We start from the raw sequence: 16,064 nt of genomic DNA on the forward strand, positions 1-16,064 counted from the left end.
ACGGGCCGGCACCTGGCGGCCGTTCAGGCGCGGTTGGGCGGCGCGGTGGTGGTCTGTCTGGACGTGAGCGGCTCGATGTACGGGTACCCGCTGTCCCAGGCGGTCCTGGGCTGCGAGCGGTTCGTCGACGAGGCGCTCGAGGGGCACTATGCGGTGGCGATGCTGTTTTGGCACCACGCGGTCGCCGGCAGCACCGGCCTGACCAGGGACCGCGGCGAGCTGGTCCGCTTTCTCCGGACGGCGACGGCGGGTGGGGGCAACAACATCGTGCCGACCCTCGACCGCTCCCGGGCCCTGTTGCAGGACCTCGCGGGGGACCGGGTGATCGCGATCTTCGGTGACGGCGATCTCGGCGATCCCGGTGCCGCGACGGCGCGAGCCGCACAGCTGCAGGCGGAGAACATCCGGATCATCACCTGCGGTCTCGGGCAGGCGAGCGCGGAGAGCCTCGACGTCATCTCGACCGAGTCGGGCGGCGCGGGGCCGCGGGTGGCCGCCGTCGACGACATCGCCGACTCGATCGCCGGCATGTCTAGCGGGCTCCGTCGGCGCGGGCGGAGCTGACATCGTCGGTCCCAGGCGACTCCTCCGCGGACGCGGGCCCGCAAATTGAGCCCTGGTAGTTCTCCCCGTCGGGGGACGCTAACTCAGTGCTGGCGCATTTCTCATGGGCCAGAGGTCGTGGTGACGTGCCGCTGGGGCGAGCCGCGGTGTACGTGGCGAGCTCACACTCCGAGTCGGAACAGGTCGGGGAGGCGCTGCGCTTCGCGGCTTCGGCGGTCGGCGCCGGCGTCGCGATGGTCACCGGTGCTCTACTCGGAGCCCTACACGGGGTCGATGTGCTGCCGGTGGAGGTGGTCAGTCGTCTGGAGCTGGCGTGGGCCACCGACACGCTGGCCCGAGACCTGGTCGCCGAGCTCTCGGGGGCGCCCGGTGGGCGCGAGACGCTGACGGAGATGTGTCGCAGGGGGGCAACCGGTACCTTTGCTGCAATCTGGCCTGGTCCTGGCGGTGACCGGTTGCACCGCCTCCAGTTCAGCGGATCCCTTGACATTGACTGGATGACCAAGACGCGTCCGAGCTCCACGCCAGCCGGTCGTTCGATGCAGTCCTTCAGACATCCAGCGGACGTGCCGACGTGAGAAGCAGAAGAACCCCCGCCAGCCTGAAGGCTGTGGGGGTTCAACTCGGTGTCCGAGGGGTCTTTTGGACCCCACCGGGATGGCTTGACGTGTCCAAGCGCTACGGGAGCACCTTACGACGGCTCGGTCCGTCAGCGGACCTGGGTCACCTGATCAGGTGGACGTCGCAGAAAGCGCCGGGGGCTGTTGCCCTGACGTGCCAGCACCGTCCCCGTGTCGGACAGCCGCCAGGTCGACGCCACGACCCGGTCGTCGCGTAACCACTCCTCACGGACGACGGGACGGCGAAGCTGCCGCAGGAGCCACTCCGCCGCCCAAGTGGCGTGCTGCTCCGGGCTGGCGTCCACCCCGATGACGGTGAGGCACTCCGGGTCGTTGCCGTCGTGGTCGTCGAGAGGGTGGTCGTCACCCCAGACGCCCTGCAGGACGTACCCGCTGGAACGTCCCGCCCAAGGTCCGCCGGTCCAGAAGCCGACCTGCAGAGGCCGACGAAGTTCGGACAGTCCAGGCACGTCGATGTCGACGTAGAGGGGAAGGCCGATGTCGGCCGCCCATGTGTCGCCCGGTGAGAGCCCATCGACGGTCCAGCCGCCGGCTTCCTGACGCAGCCGGGCCAGGAACGCGGTCTCAGCCTCGTTACGCCCCGGTTCTCCGCCGAACCACTGCGTCCCGCTGGTCACGCTAGCTCTCCAGCTTGCGGAGGCCCCTGACCGCCGACTGCCTCGTCGAGCGCCCGGCGGTACTGGCCCTCGTCGAATACGAAGGGACCGAACTCGGTGTAGTCCCGGCGCGGGCGGTGCGGCTGCTCGAAGCGATCCCAGACGACCCGGCCTGCAGCGCGGCGAATGCGGGCCCGCAGGGGCCAGCACCCCGGGAAGCCGCAGTCGCACTCCAGGAGCGAGACGGACCGAGCAGGCCACGGCCGCTCTCGTCCCAGGAACCGCTGTGCGTCACCCAGGTCGGCAAGGACGGCACGGTCGTATCCGCCCACGACGTCGAACGACCGGGCGCCCTCGTAGGCGGTCACCAGCTCGGTCAGCGGGACGTCGTCCACGTACGGCATGACCTCCCAGGCCCCGTCGTGGAAAGCAACTGCGAAGCGCACGGACGCTTCGCTCGCTCCACTGAGGTCCGCCACGCAGGCAGGGTAATCGGGGCTAAGGCGCAAGCTGCTGCAAGACGCGAACGACCAGAACGGTGGCCTGGGCGGCTGCGTAGGCGTCGACCCGGTCGATGTCCCCGTGCGTCACCTTCTGAGCCAGGTCCCACGCCACGGGGACGAACGCCCGTAGCTCTCGGTGCGTCCGCCCGGGCGCACGGGCAGCCAAGAATTGGTCAAGCCACGCCTTCGCGTCGGCGGCCTTCGGCGCCTCCGTGCCCTCGGGCACCAGGTCCGGGTCGGCGAGCAGCTTCGCGGCGTCGATGAGGACCTCACGGCATCGTCGCCCGACGTCCTGCAGGTCGTCCCGGCTCTGGGCCCCGGCCAGTTCGGCCACGATGCCCGTCACCCGCTGGTCGAGCTCCGCCCAGCTGGGCAAGCCTTCAGCACCCGGGTCCGAGACCTGCGCGCCGGTCAGCAGCGCCTCCAGGGCTTCACGAGCTGAGTGGGACAGCTCCGCCACTCGCTGCCGCCGGCTCTGGTACGTCCCCAGGCCCTGCGCCTGCCAGTAGCCCCGCCACGCCCACAAGTCTTCGAAGGGGAAGGGAACCGGCACACCCCGGTTGCGCAGAGCGCTGTCGAGCAGCCGACGGCGGCGCGTGTACCGGGCGTTGACGTCGTCGATACGCGACCCGCCTGTTGCGACATCGACCAGCAACGCGACCTGGGCGTCGAGCAGGTCCAGCAGACCCCCCAGAGTCGACGTGTCGGGGTCCGACTCAGGCTCGTGCCCTGGCGGGAAGAGGTCCCAGCTGCTCACAGGGGGCATGGTGCCCCACGGCTGGCTGCGCCCCCTGACACTTCGGCCGGAGACCGGACGGTCAAGCCCCATGACCACGACACCGCCGTCCTTCAGCCCCTTCGCCTACAACCGAGCCATTCGGGATTCCGACCTACCGGCGCTCGCCCGACACGTCGCGATGACCCTGGTCACCTATGCCGGGAAGCGTGGCGAGGGCTATCCCAGCCAGCAGACGCTCGAGCGGGGCACAGGCTGGTCCCGGCGGAGCGTCAACCACGCACTGGCTGCCCTTGAGTTGGGGGGCTGGCTCACCCGGGTGGAGAAGGGGCACAAGGGCAAGGCGACCTCCTATGTGCTGCACGTCCCGGGCAGTCCGAGCCACAGCGCAGCGCAGGCGCTCAAGGCGGCTCGGCTCGCAGCGACGAAGTCCGCCGGGGAGGCACGAGCGGACGCCACAGGAGTCGCCGATGTGTGCACCTCGGGCCCCGATGGAGTGCAGGACGCGGCCGACAGGGCCGGCGCCACATGCACACCAACACCCCCAGGCAGAGGAACAGCACATAGAACACCCACGGGAGGCGCACTGGCGCAGCCCGACGACGTCCCGGACGAGCTGTGGCAGGCCGCAGAACCGGTCCTGGCCCTGCTGCTGGCCAGCGTGACAGGGGCAGAGGCGGAGATGTTCGAGGCCACGTGGCCGCTGAAGAAGGCGCGGGACTTCTGCTGGCGCCTCACCGACCTTGCTGGGTGCAACCCCTTGAGCCGGCCACGCGAGGACGGCGTCCGGACGGCGGCTGACCTGGTTGCAGAGCTGACCGCCATCCCGCTCAACGGGGCGCTCGCTGGACCGAGGCTCTACAAGCGTCTCCTGCGCCTGGACGAGGGCCGGGAGGCAGTGCCTCCAGCACATGACCCCCGGGCCCGGCCCAGAGAGGCCTACGTGCTGCCGAAGGGCGAAGTCGGCGACATCGTCGGCGAACTGGCCAAGACCCTCGGCATGAGCATGCGCAACGTCTCATGAGGCCGCCGACAGGTACCGGGCGATTCGCGCAGGCGGGCGGACGGTCGATGGCATGACACTGAACACCTGGACCACCCCGCCCGAGCCGTCGAGCGCCGACCCGGTCGACGATGAGCTGCGCCGACTGGCCGCCGCCGTCCGCACACTTCGAGACGTCGCCGGACCGACCACAGCACTGGAGGGCCTGAGGGTCACCGTCGTGTGGCTCGTGCAGGAAGCCGCCGCTTTGACGGCGTCGCAGCGCCGTCGTGCAGCCGCCTATCTCGCCGAAGGGCTGACGATCGCCGAAGCCCTGTCCGTCGCTGCCCTCGACATCCCGGAGGCCGACCAGTGACGCGCCCAGACGCAAGCACCGCCGCTGCGCGACGCCAGGGCCCGTTGCCCTGGACCCGCCCCTTGCCCGCTGACGCGGCCGCATCGGGGGCAGGCCCCCGACACCCCCGGCGGCTCCCCGCTGCGCGTGGAGGTAGTCGGCCCCTCCTCGAAGAACATGCGACGGAGGGGCCGACTACCTCCACGCGGATTGTTCTGTGCCCCTCGCTGGCGCTCGGGACGGCACTGTCCGCAGTGGAGCCGCCTCGACCACCGGCACCGTCCCACCCCCACGACTGCGCTCCTGCTTCGCGACGGAGCCCAGCCGCCGGGGACCCCTGGCCCACCCCGGCGACCGACCAGGGGCATGCCCCTGGACCCCGGCGCCTCACTCGCCACCCGGCTCCCCCAACCGCCAGGAGCGGGCGGCTGGGGACCCCTACCGGTCGGCTCTCGCGGCGCTTGAGGGACGCCTGCGGCGTCCGGGAGGTGGCCCCGTGACAGACGTCGCCCCTGACCTGGACGCCTTGGTCCAGGCGGCCCGTGTCGCCCATGCCCAGCGGCGCAGCATGGACGCCGCCGCCGCTGAGGTCCTCCGCCTCCTCGCCGAGGCGGACGGCGCCCTGCCGCTCGACGGGCTCCTGGCCGCAGGTGCTCCCCGGGACGTCGTCGCCTACCTCGTCGCCGAGGACCCGGCGGACAAGAGGCGGAAGCAGCGGGCCCGACTCGGCTTCGTCGGCGGAGCACCCGTCGTGTGGCTCACCTCGACCGGCTGGCAGGCGACTGGCAGGGCCAGTGGTCGAGAGGTCGTCCCTTCCGCTGACAGCGTCGCCCACGCCACCGCACCGGCGGCCATCGGCCGATGGCTCCAGCAACGAGCGGCGACTCTGGGCGGCCACGGCATCACGGTTCGGGCTACCCAGGGAGCCGCCTGCCGGCGGTGGTCCGCAGAGGTGACCGCTCGGGCGTGGGCGGCGCTCCGCACCACCGGCGACGCCGACGGAGCCATCGGCAGCCTTACCGGCGGACTCCTCCCGGACGGCCTCATCATGGAGTCGTTCCCGCTCGGGAAGGCGGGAGCTGCGCTTCACGCTCGCCTCCGGGGCGGAACACCCGTTGATGACGACGACCTCGCTGAGACCACCTACACGCTGGAGGTGGAGTCGTCCTCGAAGGGAAGCTCCCCCCTCCGCTCGAAGGTGGACCGTAACCAGGCTGCTTGCGAACAGCTCCACGCCGCCCGAGCCGTCCTCTGGGTTGTCAACACGCGCGCCGTCGCAGACCGCCTGCGGGACCTCGGAGTTGACGACCCACGACGGCCCTCCCAGATCCTCGTGCCCGCACGGGACGTCGGGCTGGACGGAGAGGACCTCGGACCGGTCCGGCGGCCGTGGTGGGTGACGCGGGTGCCTCCGGACGAGGACCAGTCGGCGGCCTGAGGACCTGGGTCCCGTGTCCAGCCGCTACGACACCGCGGCGAACGCCGTACCGGACGCTGCCGGAGCAGCAACAGAGCCCGCACAGGGGTGCGGCTCGCCCCAGAGGCGGGAAAAGGCGGCTGCCACCTCCGGCAGACCGACCTTCACGTACGACGCCGTCGCCCCACGCACCAGGCGATGGCCGGCGAAGGCCGCCGCTGTCGCATAGCCGGCGACCTGCTCGACACTCGTGATGGCGTAGTGCCGCATCCAGTGACTCGATACCCCGAGGTCCTCGGCCCACGGGACCTGTCGTCGCACCCGAGCCCACACCCCGTCCATCTGTCGGCGAGTGAGGCCGTACAGCGGGCAATCGTCGGCCAGGAGGGCGAGTGTCATGGCTCTGCTGACCGGCTGCTCGCGTCGGGCGCTGTTCTTCTCGTCGAGCATGACGGTCTGTCGAGCGGGGCGGACATGCTCGGGGGCGAGGTTCAGGATGCCCTCGCGGCGACATCCGGTCTCCACGAGGAATCGCAGGATGACCGTGTCCTCGTCTCGCTCACACGACTCGAACAACTCCCGGACCTGGGCGTGCGACAGCGCGTGCCGGGTGACATCGGGCCGCTTGGGCTTCTCCACCTGGAGAGCGGGGTTGCGGGTGGCGTAGCCCTCGTCGATCGCCCAACGGAAGAGTGCTCGCGCCGCAGCGATCAGGTGTTCCTGGGCGTAGATGCCGTTCTGGTGGTTCCTTCTCCGTCCGCCCGCCTGCTGGTCACGAGCGATCTTGGACAGGATCCGGATGTGGCCCGGCGTGATGTCGTCCAGTTCCTTGTCGCCGTGGTACTTGAGCATGAGCTTCCAGTACGGCTCGTAGAGCCGGTCGGTCGCGGGGGAGTTGGTCATGGCGAAGCCGAAGAGGAAGTAGTCCTTGAGCTTCACGGGGCCACCACCGTGACGCGGACCCGCACGCCGGGCCGCAGGGGGAGTGCCTCGGTGAGGTGCCCGGAAGCGTCGACGACCGCCTCGAACACCTGACCTCGCATAGGAGGTAGGAAGAGGGGCTCGTACGACGCCACAGGGGTGGGCGGCTCAGATGCCGCCGGGACGGGGGCGGAGAACCTCATGCGGTTTCCTTCGGTTCGTATCCAAGGTGTCTTTACGACCACTTGGACACGAACCGACTTTTTCGAGTGTCCGAGGGGGGACTTGAACACCTAGAAGTGGGAGCCGTCCCACCGGCGTCTCCCGCTGGGGGAGTGGAGCGCGGTGTGCGCGGCTTCGTGGTCATTGTCGGAACGTAGCGCGCCGGTCGGACAAGATCACAGATCGTCGGCGAGTGGGGTCCTATCCCACGACGAGGCGCCCGACTCCGGTGGCTCACATCGAGATGCTGGCTGGAGGCACCGGGACCACTATGTCGTCTCCGTCTCGTCGGTTTGATCTATCGCCAGCCTGGCTTGTAGCGGGCACCGTCCTCCGTTCGCTCGCGGCCGCTTTCGTCGAAGGCGATGAAGTGGTAAGTCAGATTCCGATCGTCGTGGCGGAGCAGCACGGATACCTCCTTCCTTGTTAGCTGCCCTGACGAAGTAGCGCGGGCACGATTGCCGTGTCGCTATCGCAGTAGACGGCGTAGATGAGTCCCAGCGGATTGCCGTGCTCGACCAGGAACGAGCGGCGCAACCCCAGGACGACGTCGCCCACCGGCTTGCCGTCGAGGAAGTGGTCGAAGAAGCGGCGGGCCCACTCCGTGGCGAACACGGCTGGGATCTTCGACTCGGTGCCCACTACGCCTCGAGCACCCTTGCTCATGAAGTACGGCAGGAACCCGTCATAGAACAGCGGGGAAAGGCCGGCCGATTCGCAGGCGTTGACGAACACCAGCGGGTTGCCCGCCAGGGGCACACCGGGGGGCGCCTCGAGGTAGAGGTCCCCGAGCGTCAGCCGACCGTCGGTGAGCTCTAGCGAGGACGCGTCGATCCCACCAGGGTCCCGTGACCCGCTGGCTGTCGCATGGCAGTAGAGGTAGAAGATCTGGTCCGCGCAGTCGGTGTCCGCGAGCGCACTGAGGACCTCCTCTCGGCGGCTGCGTGGGATGACCTGCATCCGTGGCCGCCGCGACGAGGACTGCGACCACCAAGCCTTCTGGCAGGCGACGTAGTCGCCGTCCAGCTCCTGGTCGATGGCGGTGTTGAGATTCAGCCCGACGGAAAGCTGTGGATCGCTCGGGATTTCGGTGCCGATGTCCGGGAATCCGCTGCGGAAGGGGATGCACTCGACTACGTGACGCATGCCCAGGAAGAGGTCCCAGCTAAGGGGCTGCCGGACGTCACCCAGGTAAAGCAGTTGCCACGGCACCGGAAAAGACCGGGACACGACCTGTAGCTGAAGCGGTCGACCCGCCTCGCTAGTCAGCTGCCGCAGCACGTCCCCCAACCGCCGGGCGTCCTCGCCCCCAGCAGGATGCCGGAACACCTGTTGGAACATCCGCGCTCCGGCCCGCGCCAGCGTTTCCAGGGCGAAGTCCTCAGCGGGCCGTGGGATGTCGACGCCGTCGCTGAATGGGAGTCCGACACCGTCGCTGTATTCGACGACGGCGGTGATGGCGGCGCGAACGGTCTCGATCGCGCCCGCCAACTGCGACTCGGTGATCGGCATGTGCGCGTGGTCGGCCGTCGGCCCGATCACCAAGCAGTCGTAGCCTCCGCCAGGATTCGGCTTCACCACGAAGCTGCGGTCGCGGTCGCGGTGCCGCTCGGCAGCAGCGACGGGTCGTCCGATCGAGGTGAACTTGGCGGTGGTGCGGGTTTCTGCCCCGACCGGCAGTTCGAGCTGCAGTTGGTGAATGAAGTTGCCCCCACGATGCAAAGTGGCGGTGAGTGTTCCGCGGCCCTCGCGCAGGGGCACGATGTCGAAGCGCGCCTTGTTGTGGGAGACGCCCGAGCGTGGCACCCGTAGCAGCCGGGCGCGTTCGGACATCTCGAAGTCGTCGCTGTCAACCTGAACAGTGAGCTCCGTGACCGGCTCCTCGAGGTCGGTCGCGGTGACCAGGGCCATGGCTACCACACCGCTGGCGACGGCTTGGGGGCGCGGAGCCAGGTCGATGCTGAAGGCGACGGTGTACCTCTCCCCGACCTCGAGCGGCTCGCCCGAATCGTGTTCCTCGACCTCGGCGTTGAACGTTCGGCTTTCGGCGCTGAGGACTGGATGCTCCTCGGCTTGCCCGGCCGATTTCGTCGCGGCATCAAACTCGCGCAGCAAACGACTACGGTCCGGATCGTCGACGGCTTTGGCGGCTCGCCTGATCGCGCTGATGTTGCGCAGCGTTTCCGCGGCGATCGCGCTGCGCGCCTCCAGCTCGGCCCGGCTCAGGGCCTGGCGGTCGCGCTCGGCTTCGATCCTCAGCCGCTGCAGTTCGAGCTCGAGCTGTGCCGCAGCCAGGGTCAACTCGTGCTGCTGCCGCAGCTTCACCAGCTCGGGGTTGTTGTCGTCTGGAAGCGGCAGGCCACGCGCCTCCGCATCGGAGTGGGACTGAGCGTCCTCCGCGACGTCGACCCTGCGGGCCTGCACCGCCGAGCGTTGCTGGCCGTACTGCGGGTCGGCAGCGGCATGCTCGACGTGCACGCTGTCGACAACGAACAGGCCGCGCAGCAAGACTTCGCTCGCACCGAAGCCCGCAGGCGTCGGAGCGGCGAGCACCTCGGCGTGAGTGCGCGGTGCGAACAGGCGGCGCACGAATGCGCTGATCTCGGCCTCGAGTTCCGCGGTGAGGGCGGCCATGAACTGCAGCCCGCGCTCCTCGATCCGCGCCCGAAGGAGCGCGTATCCGTTGGCCGGGTTGAGCGCCACGAACGTCTGGACTCGGACCTCTGGCAACAGCCAGCCGTCCTGAAGGGCGACACCTTGCACGAATGCGTCGATCCTGATCTCGCGTGAGATGCGCGCGTAGGTCAGCCTGCCCGGTCGGTAGCGCAGCCATAGGGCGCGTGCCCGATCGCCGGGCGCGTAGATGGTCTGGAGCCTGCCGTCGCGGAAGACCGCGATGAGCTCGTCGTTCCTGGGCTCAACTCGCCCTGGGAGTGGTAGCTCCTCGCTGATGAGGCTCGGTACGTCCATGTGTCCCCCGCATGAGCTGACAGCAGCAGGCTTCGCCCAGCAACGGCTGGTGGATACGACCGGCGCTCGGTACCAGTCCGCTCCGAAACTACTGCCAGAGTGGTCGCAGCCGCCGCCCACGGCTGAGCGCGAAGTGGGCTGGTGCGTCGCGCATACAACGACAACGGCCGCCCGGTCACGTGGACCAGACAGCCGCTGCAGTTGGAGTACCGGCCCGACCGTCGCCTCTCGGCGAGTGGCCGCTCGTGGCGGCAAAGGAATGGAGCCCGGGGACTGTCACCGGGCCGGCACTGGTATCAACGGGCGCGGGCGCGGGCGCGGGGCATTCCCACGGTCAACTCGCGGGCCGCGGCACCGCTGGCAGGGGCCAGCCGGGCAAGGACGGCTCCAACCACGCCGGCTGCGCCCCCACTCCCATCCGCTCGCAGACGAGGTCGACCGCACGCTGGCCGCGCAGGTAGCGGGCGAGCGAGGCCAGGCTCATCGCCACCGTACGGGCCTCCTCGACCTGCCCGCGCAGCGTTGCGACCAGATCGGCGAGCGCGGCCGGCGCCGACCCCGGGTCGCGGTGCAGGCACGGCTCCTCGCCCAACGGCAGCAGGCAGGTGCTGCCGTCCAGCAGGAGCGCCGGGCACAGAGGCAGGGCGCCGTTGGCGGGCTCAGTCATGCGCGGGTTCTACCGCGGGGCACCGACACGACCAGGCCGTTCGCCGCCAAACAGGGTGTCCGCATCGGGGGGCCACGGCTGGCGTGGCCTGTGACCGATAGATCGGGCTGTCCGTGACGCAAGCAGGGGGCATGCAGAGCCTGCGGTTGAACGAAGTCGTGCCCATTCCGAAGGTCCCGTTTCGCGCCGGCAGGCGTGTCGGTCTGGAAGGCTGACGACGGGTCCTGCTGGCAGGGGGAGCGCATGGACGGCGAGATCGCGGCGGGGGCAGCGCAACGCGGGGGCGCACCGATACGGGTGTTCATCTCCTACGCGCACGAGTCAGCGGAGCACGAGGACCTGGTTCGGAGGTTCGCGATCTTTCTGCGCCACAACGGGGTGGATGCGAAGATCGATGTACCAGCGGCCGAAGAGCGGCAGGACTGGCCAGCCTGGATGAGTCGTCAGGTGCGTGCGGCCGACTGGGTGCTGGTGATTGCTTCCCCATCATCTGCCGGGAAGGCCCCGTCGTCTGCCGGGAAGGCGGAGAGCCGTCCCTCCGCCAGAGTTGGGCTGGGCTCGCGCTGGGAGAGCACATTTCTGCGCGAGACCCTGTATCAAGATGATGCGCCCGCTTTGCAAAGAGTAGTGCCGGTGGTACTGCCAGGCGGTCACCCCGAAGACCTGCCGAGCTGGGTGCATCCCACATCGACCACGGTGTACGCAATCAGCGACTTCACGGTCGCGGGCGCGGAGAAGCTGCTGCGGCTGCTAACGCATCAGACATCCGAGGTGGTCCCTGAACTCGGCTCGGCGCCGATGCTGGCGGCCCGGGCTGCGCCGAATGTGCAGCTGGCTGCCGCACGGGGTGTCGTCCAGCATGCACTGGCCAACTGGATGACCGACCGGAGTCTGGCAAGCACGCGTCGCGAGCAGCTCAGCGAGCTCCTGCGAAAGCCGGTCGGCGACCGAAGTACCCGGACGGACCTGGACGGGCGGATCGACGCGCTAGTCCGAAGCGTTGATGCGGAACTGGAGTGGCTCGTCCGGTTGGAGTTTTCGCGGCTCGCCCCAAATGAACGCTCGGCTGCGCTGGCACTCGTCGTCGACATCCTCGGCCGCGCGGATCTCTCCGCCGAAGAGCTGTTCGCCGTTGACTTCGATTCTTCGCGCCTGGCGAACCGGCTGCGTACCGACTCCGCAGCTCTCATCCGGTCAGCCTCGCTGAGCGAGGCGGCCAGTGTGCTGTTCGACCGAGTGCTGGAGCGTAGCTGCGAGCTCTACGTTCGGGTGCTCCGGCAGATGCCCGCATTCGGAGCGAGGGGCCAAGAGGAAACGCTCTCGCGGCTCTCCGAGCTCGCGGAGCGCGCGTCCCAGTCATTGCCGCTGTCGGCCGGTTCGCAGCGTGACCAGCCGGAGTACTGGGCGACTGTCCGGGAGGTGCAGGTTCGCACCCCGAGGCTGATCGAACGGCAGGCGGAGCTGGCGGAAATCGCTGAGTTCGCGACCGGGCCGCCGGGCTACCGGTGGCTCGTTGGCGGTCCCTGGGCAGGCAAGACGGCGCTTCTCGCGGAGGCGGTGGTCGCCGCGCTCCCGGCTGAGGTAGACGTGGTGGTGTACTTCGCGTCGCGACGCGAGGCTGACGCCGACGCCCACCGCTTCCTTGCCGCTGTGGTGCCGCAGCTAGAGCAGTTGCTCGATGAGGAGCCGGCGGCTCCGGACGTCCATCGGATGCGACGACTGTGGGAGCGTGCTGTGCAGCGCGCGGCGTCGGTGGACCGCGACCTGCTACTAGTTGTTGACGGCCTCGATGAGGACCTACAGCCGCCGAGCGTCCCGAGCATCGCCAGCCTGCTGCCTGCACGCCTGGGTGCCCGCGGGCACGTGTTGGTGGCGAGCCGCCTGCATCCGAGCCTGCCGGCTGACGTTGACCTCGCACATCCGCTCCGGGCGACAACGCCAGTAGTACTGCGCCCATGGGGAGAAGCCGAGCACTTGGCTACCCTGTCGCAGGCTGAGCTCGAAACGCTTGGGTCCTTGGAGCAAGAGTTCGACGTTCTGCTTCGCGGGGAACGGGCCGGCCACTCCGAGGCTGAGGTCACCCGTGGGCTTCTGGAGCTTCAGCGGGAGCGACTGCGGCTTGAGCAGTCCCGGCGCGGACTGACTGCCGCCGCGGCCGCTGGCCACCTCAATGCCCAAGTCGGCCTCGGGCTGCTTCTGGCGACTCAGTGGGATCCGCCGCAACTCGCCGAAGCGCGCTGGTGGTTGGAGGCAGCCGCCCGAGCCGGAAACACAGAGGCTCAGGTCGGCCTTGAGCAACTCTCACGGCGGATGGAAAATCGGCCAGCCGCGGATCCGGACCCCGGGAACCCCGGGCGCTTGCCTCCCGACCAGGACCCGGAGGCGGTTCCGGCTGGCGGGGTACCTCCCGGCGGTCTGTCACCTCCTCCGGTGCCGCCTGGGCACAGCCCGCTCAGCCTGGATGAGCAGCCCCAGGATCGGCGGGTATTCAGCGCCGAGCTTGAGGACCACACACCAGATGCCCCGCTGCAAGTCGGTGCGGGGTACACGCTTGCGTTCGGGATCTACCCCAAACCCCGAGCGCAGGCGATCGCACAGGCGTTGGTCCTGGATAGCCTGCTCCACTCGCCTGACTCCGACGAGTCAGTCACCGAGCTCACTGTTCAGGTCGACACCGATGACTTCCGGGTCTTCGATAGAAGCCGGCCGCTCTTCGTACCGAGATCTGGGCGCTCGCTGAACAAGGCGCGCTTCGACTTTGTGCCCTTGCGGAATGGGCCCGCAACCCTCACCGCGATCGTGCACCGCGAGGGCAACTTCATCCACCAGTTGAGAATCGTGCTGCCGGTGGGAGCGCCGGGCGCGATCGAGGTCAAGTCGACAGGGCGGTCCCTGGGAGCCGCCGAAAAGCTCACGCGGCGGGATCTCATGCTCGTACTCGAACCAGGAGTGAACGGCACCTACGAATGTCGCGTGATTGGGCCGGTCGCAGGACATGCGACGCTCCCCGTCACTCGGGAGCAGCTTGCAGATGCCATCGAGTCGGCGCGTGCGGCTATCGGCCAGGTGGTGGAGCAAACCGAGGGGGACACGTACCCGTTCAGCGACGGCCTGGACATCCCCAAGGTTGCTGAGCGCTCGGCCCTCCAGGTCCTGGCACGTGCGGGCGCGAGGCTGTTTCAGAAAATCTTCTCTGCGCCTCGGGGCGGAGAGGACGCCCGGGTCATCGGTGAAGGACTGCAGAGGATGGCCACCGATGGTAGGCATCAGCTACAGATACAGGTCGTATCGCACGACTTCCCGGTGCCGTGGCCGCTGCTGTATCTCGGGGACGTACGACCCGGGGCAGACTTGAGCTGGGATCTGTTCCTCGGCATGCGTCATGTGATCGAGTGCATCCCGTCGCGACACGGTTTTCCCGCGTTGGACGTCGAGATCGCGAGCCACCCGCAACTGTCGGTGGGCGTCAACCTCAATACGGCTATCGACAAGGAACTGAACGGCGACTACGTCGCTTGCCAGCAGACCTGGTGGTCGGAGACTGCGCTTAGTCGCCCGCGGGTTCACGTCATTCCGCGCAGCCTGCGAGATGAGGTGCTGACAGCGCTGGCCGACAACGAGTGCGCGGACCAGATCTTCTATCTCTACTGCCACGCGAGGGCGAAAGGACGTGGGGACCCTGGTGGGATCGATGCGTCGGCGCTCGAGCTGACCGATGGGTTCCTGACGCTCGAACAGCTGAACCTAGATGCCCCCACGAACGCTCGCCTTCCCGGGAATCCCCTGATCTTTCTCAACGCCTGCGAGTCCGCAGAGCTGTCCCCCTTGTTCTACGACGGCTTCGTTCCCTACTTCATGAGCAAGGGAGCGAGAGGCGTGATCGGCACCGAGTGCCGCATCCCGGCGCGATTCGCAACCGAGTGGGCTCAGCAGTTCTTCGACCGCTTCCTCGACGGGGTACCGCTCGGTGAAGCGGTCCTAGGGCTGCGCCGCTCCTTCCTTGAGGAGCACCGCAACCCGCTGGGCTTGATTTACGCCGTGCACTGTGACAGCGACACGGTGATCGCCCCCGCATTGCCCCGGCACGCCGGCCACTCCCAGGAGTGGACATGACGCTGCGCCTTGTCCGCGGCGGGGAGTTGTCCTATCACCTGCTGGCGTTCGACGAGGACGGCCGCCCGCGCAGGGAGACCGCGCCGTCTTCCGCCGGTGGGGAGGTCTGCGAAGCCGCGGCCGATCCCAAGAAGCCCATCACTGACGTCTTCATATTCAGCCACGGGTGGCTGGGTGATGTTCGGGCGGCCGTTCGGCAGTACGACTCCTGGCTGACGGCGATGGACCACCCGCGAGACCTAACTGCGGCCCAGCGGTCCCGCCCGGATTTCAGGCCGTTGATGGTCGGCCTGCACTGGCCAAGCCTGCCCTGGGGCGATGAGCGACTGCACCGCGGGCCTGCTCTGCTGTCCGGAGACGACGGCGCGAGCAACGAGTTCGCCTCCGAGAACGCCACTGATGTGGACACCCTCATCGACGCGTACGCGCGGCGAATCGCTGACACTCCGGCAGGGAGAACGGCGCTGCGAACCATCCTGTCCGCCCGCCCAACTGCGCACGTGCTGCTCCCGCAGCAGGTCGAGGACGCATACCGCGTCCTCTTTGCCGAGTCCGGTCTCGCTTGTGATGGGATGTCCGGCGCACCGGGCGCCGACCAGGACAGCTTCGATCCGGGGGAGACGCTCGCCCAGAGCGAGGAGCTCGACCGCGGGACAGGCCCGGCACTGCTTGGCGGAAGCGTTGACCGCTCCCTGAACCTCCTGCGCATGCCGCTTCGGCAGCTGTCCTTCTGGAAGATGAAGGACCGCGCGCGCAGGTTCGGTGAAGGCGGTGCCCACAGGCTGTTGCGCGAGCTCCAAGAGGCGGCGCCCGGCGCGCGCTTTCATCTGATGGGACACAGCTTTGGTTGCATCGTTGTCAGCGGTGCCGTGTCCGGCCCTCCCGACAGCTCAGAGCGACCTCGCCCGGTCGCGACGCTCTTCCTCGTACAGGGTGCCCTGTCGCTGTGGGCCTACGCCGACCATGACGGAAATCCCTACCAGCGGGCAACGCCCGGATACTTCCGGCGACTGCTCGCCGATCGGCTTGTACTAGGTCCGGTGGTCACCACCCGCTCCACCTTCGATACCGCGGTCGGCTGCTTCTACCCCGTGGGCGCGCGGCTGGCCCGCCAGAAGGTCCTTGGAGCCGCCCTGCCCAAGTACGGCAGCATCGGCTCGTTCGGTATTCAGGGTGTGCGGGGCACCGTCGACATCGAGATGGTCAACGACCGCCAGTACTACGACTACGCACCCGGTCGTGTCTACAACCTCGAGGCGAGCAGGGTCATCCGCCAAGGCCGGGGCCCTGCGGGTGCACACAGCGACATTGCCCACGCCGCGGTCGCCCACGCGTTCTGGCAGGCCGCCGCACGCACCGAATGACAATGCGCGGTGT

At 68.7% G+C, this 16,064-nt stretch carries 13 protein-coding genes; 7 read left to right on the forward strand and 6 right to left on the reverse strand.

What is annotated here, in order from left to right; all coding sequences use genetic code 11:
- The first annotated feature begins 48 nt into the window (after positions 1-48).
- Complete coding sequence (locus O2W20_RS09430; RefSeq protein WP_269172995.1) at positions 49-564, forward strand: vWA domain-containing protein; 516 nt, start codon at positions 49-51, stop codon at positions 562-564.
- An 86-nt stretch (positions 565-650) separates the two neighbouring features.
- Positions 651-1,142, forward strand: coding sequence for a hypothetical protein (locus O2W20_RS09435; protein WP_269172887.1), 492 nt, complete (start codon positions 651-653; stop codon positions 1,140-1,142).
- 131 nt (positions 1,143-1,273) lie between these two features.
- Here the strand turns inward: O2W20_RS09435 and O2W20_RS09440 are convergent, their stop codons facing one another.
- The 3 genes from O2W20_RS09440 to O2W20_RS09450 form a co-directional block, all read right to left on the reverse strand.
- Positions 1,274-1,822, reverse strand: a complete 549-nt coding sequence (locus O2W20_RS09440) for a hypothetical protein (RefSeq protein ID WP_269172886.1) — start codon at positions 1,820-1,822, stop codon at positions 1,274-1,276.
- Complete coding sequence (locus O2W20_RS09445) at positions 1,819-2,205, reverse strand: hypothetical protein (RefSeq protein ID WP_269172885.1); 387 nt, start codon at positions 2,203-2,205, stop codon at positions 1,819-1,821. Before O2W20_RS09445 ends, O2W20_RS09440 begins: the two co-directional genes overlap by 4 nt.
- Positions 2,206-2,299: 94 nt before the next feature.
- Positions 2,300-3,061, reverse strand: coding sequence for a hypothetical protein (locus O2W20_RS09450; protein WP_269172884.1), 762 nt, complete (start codon positions 3,059-3,061; stop codon positions 2,300-2,302).
- A gap of 70 nt (positions 3,062-3,131) precedes the next feature.
- Here O2W20_RS09450 and O2W20_RS09455 point away from each other — a divergent pair, with 70 nt between their 5' ends.
- The 3 genes from O2W20_RS09455 (at position 3,132) to O2W20_RS09465 (ending at position 5,815) form a co-directional block, all read left to right on the forward strand.
- The gene (locus O2W20_RS09455) at positions 3,132-4,064 is read left to right on the forward strand and encodes a helix-turn-helix domain-containing protein (RefSeq protein ID WP_269172883.1); all 933 of its coding nucleotides are present in this window, start codon (positions 3,132-3,134) and stop codon (positions 4,062-4,064) included.
- A 52-nt stretch (positions 4,065-4,116) separates the two neighbouring features.
- On the forward strand, positions 4,117-4,398 hold the full coding sequence (locus O2W20_RS09460; protein ID WP_269172882.1) for a hypothetical protein: 282 nt from the start codon (positions 4,117-4,119) through the stop codon (positions 4,396-4,398).
- Between the two features lie 475 nt (positions 4,399-4,873).
- The gene (locus O2W20_RS09465; RefSeq protein ID WP_269172881.1) at positions 4,874-5,815 is read left to right on the forward strand and encodes a hypothetical protein; all 942 of its coding nucleotides are present in this window, start codon (positions 4,874-4,876) and stop codon (positions 5,813-5,815) included.
- 24 nt (positions 5,816-5,839) lie between these two features.
- Here O2W20_RS09465 and O2W20_RS09470 read toward each other — a convergent pair whose 3' ends face one another.
- The 3 genes from O2W20_RS09470 to O2W20_RS09480 form a co-directional block, all read right to left on the reverse strand.
- Positions 5,840-6,733, reverse strand: a complete 894-nt coding sequence (locus O2W20_RS09470; RefSeq protein WP_269172880.1) for a tyrosine-type recombinase/integrase — start codon at positions 6,731-6,733, stop codon at positions 5,840-5,842.
- Between the two features lie 630 nt (positions 6,734-7,363).
- Complete coding sequence (locus O2W20_RS09475) at positions 7,364-9,907, reverse strand: hypothetical protein (protein WP_269172879.1); 2,544 nt, start codon at positions 9,905-9,907, stop codon at positions 7,364-7,366.
- 334 nt (positions 9,908-10,241) lie between these two features.
- Entirely contained in the window at positions 10,242-10,574 is a 333-nt protein-coding gene (locus tag O2W20_RS09480) for a hypothetical protein (protein ID WP_269172878.1), read from the reverse strand.
- A 243-nt stretch (positions 10,575-10,817) separates the two neighbouring features.
- Here O2W20_RS09480 and O2W20_RS09485 point away from each other — a divergent pair, with 243 nt between their 5' ends.
- Both O2W20_RS09485 and O2W20_RS09490 read left to right on the forward strand, forming a co-directional pair.
- Positions 10,818-14,687: an NACHT N-terminal Helical domain 1-containing protein gene (locus O2W20_RS09485; protein ID WP_269172877.1), complete on the forward strand. Its 3,870-nt coding sequence runs from the start codon at positions 10,818-10,820 to the stop codon at positions 14,685-14,687.
- The gene (locus tag O2W20_RS09490) at positions 14,684-16,051 is read left to right on the forward strand and encodes a hypothetical protein (RefSeq protein ID WP_269172876.1); all 1,368 of its coding nucleotides are present in this window, start codon (positions 14,684-14,686) and stop codon (positions 16,049-16,051) included. Before O2W20_RS09485 ends, O2W20_RS09490 begins: the two co-directional genes overlap by 4 nt.
- Positions 16,052-16,064: the final 13 nt, after the last annotated feature.

Source organism: Modestobacter sp. VKM Ac-2982, from assembly GCF_026967935.1.
Classification (GTDB): Bacteria; Actinomycetota; Actinomycetes; order Mycobacteriales; family Geodermatophilaceae; genus Modestobacter.

Bases quoted from the DNA above. Each gene is read 5' to 3' on its own strand.
- O2W20_RS09490 (WP_269172876.1), top strand. From the start codon at position 14,684: ATGACGCTGCGCCTTGTCCGCGGCGGGGAGTTGTCCTATCACCTGCTG.
- O2W20_RS09485 (WP_269172877.1), top strand. From the start codon at position 10,818: ATGGACGGCGAGATCGCGGCGGGGGCAGCGCAACGCGGGGGCGCACCG.
- O2W20_RS09460 (WP_269172882.1), top strand. From the start codon at position 4,117: ATGACACTGAACACCTGGACCACCCCGCCCGAGCCGTCGAGCGCCGAC.
- O2W20_RS09445 (WP_269172885.1), bottom strand. From the start codon at position 2,205: ATGCCGTACGTGGACGACGTCCCGCTGACCGAGCTGGTGACCGCCTAC.
- O2W20_RS09480 (WP_269172878.1), bottom strand. From the start codon at position 10,574: ATGACTGAGCCCGCCAACGGCGCCCTGCCTCTGTGCCCGGCGCTCCTG.
- O2W20_RS09475 (WP_269172879.1), bottom strand. From the start codon at position 9,907: ATGGACGTACCGAGCCTCATCAGCGAGGAGCTACCACTCCCAGGGCGA.
- O2W20_RS09455 (WP_269172883.1), top strand. From the start codon at position 3,132: ATGACCACGACACCGCCGTCCTTCAGCCCCTTCGCCTACAACCGAGCC.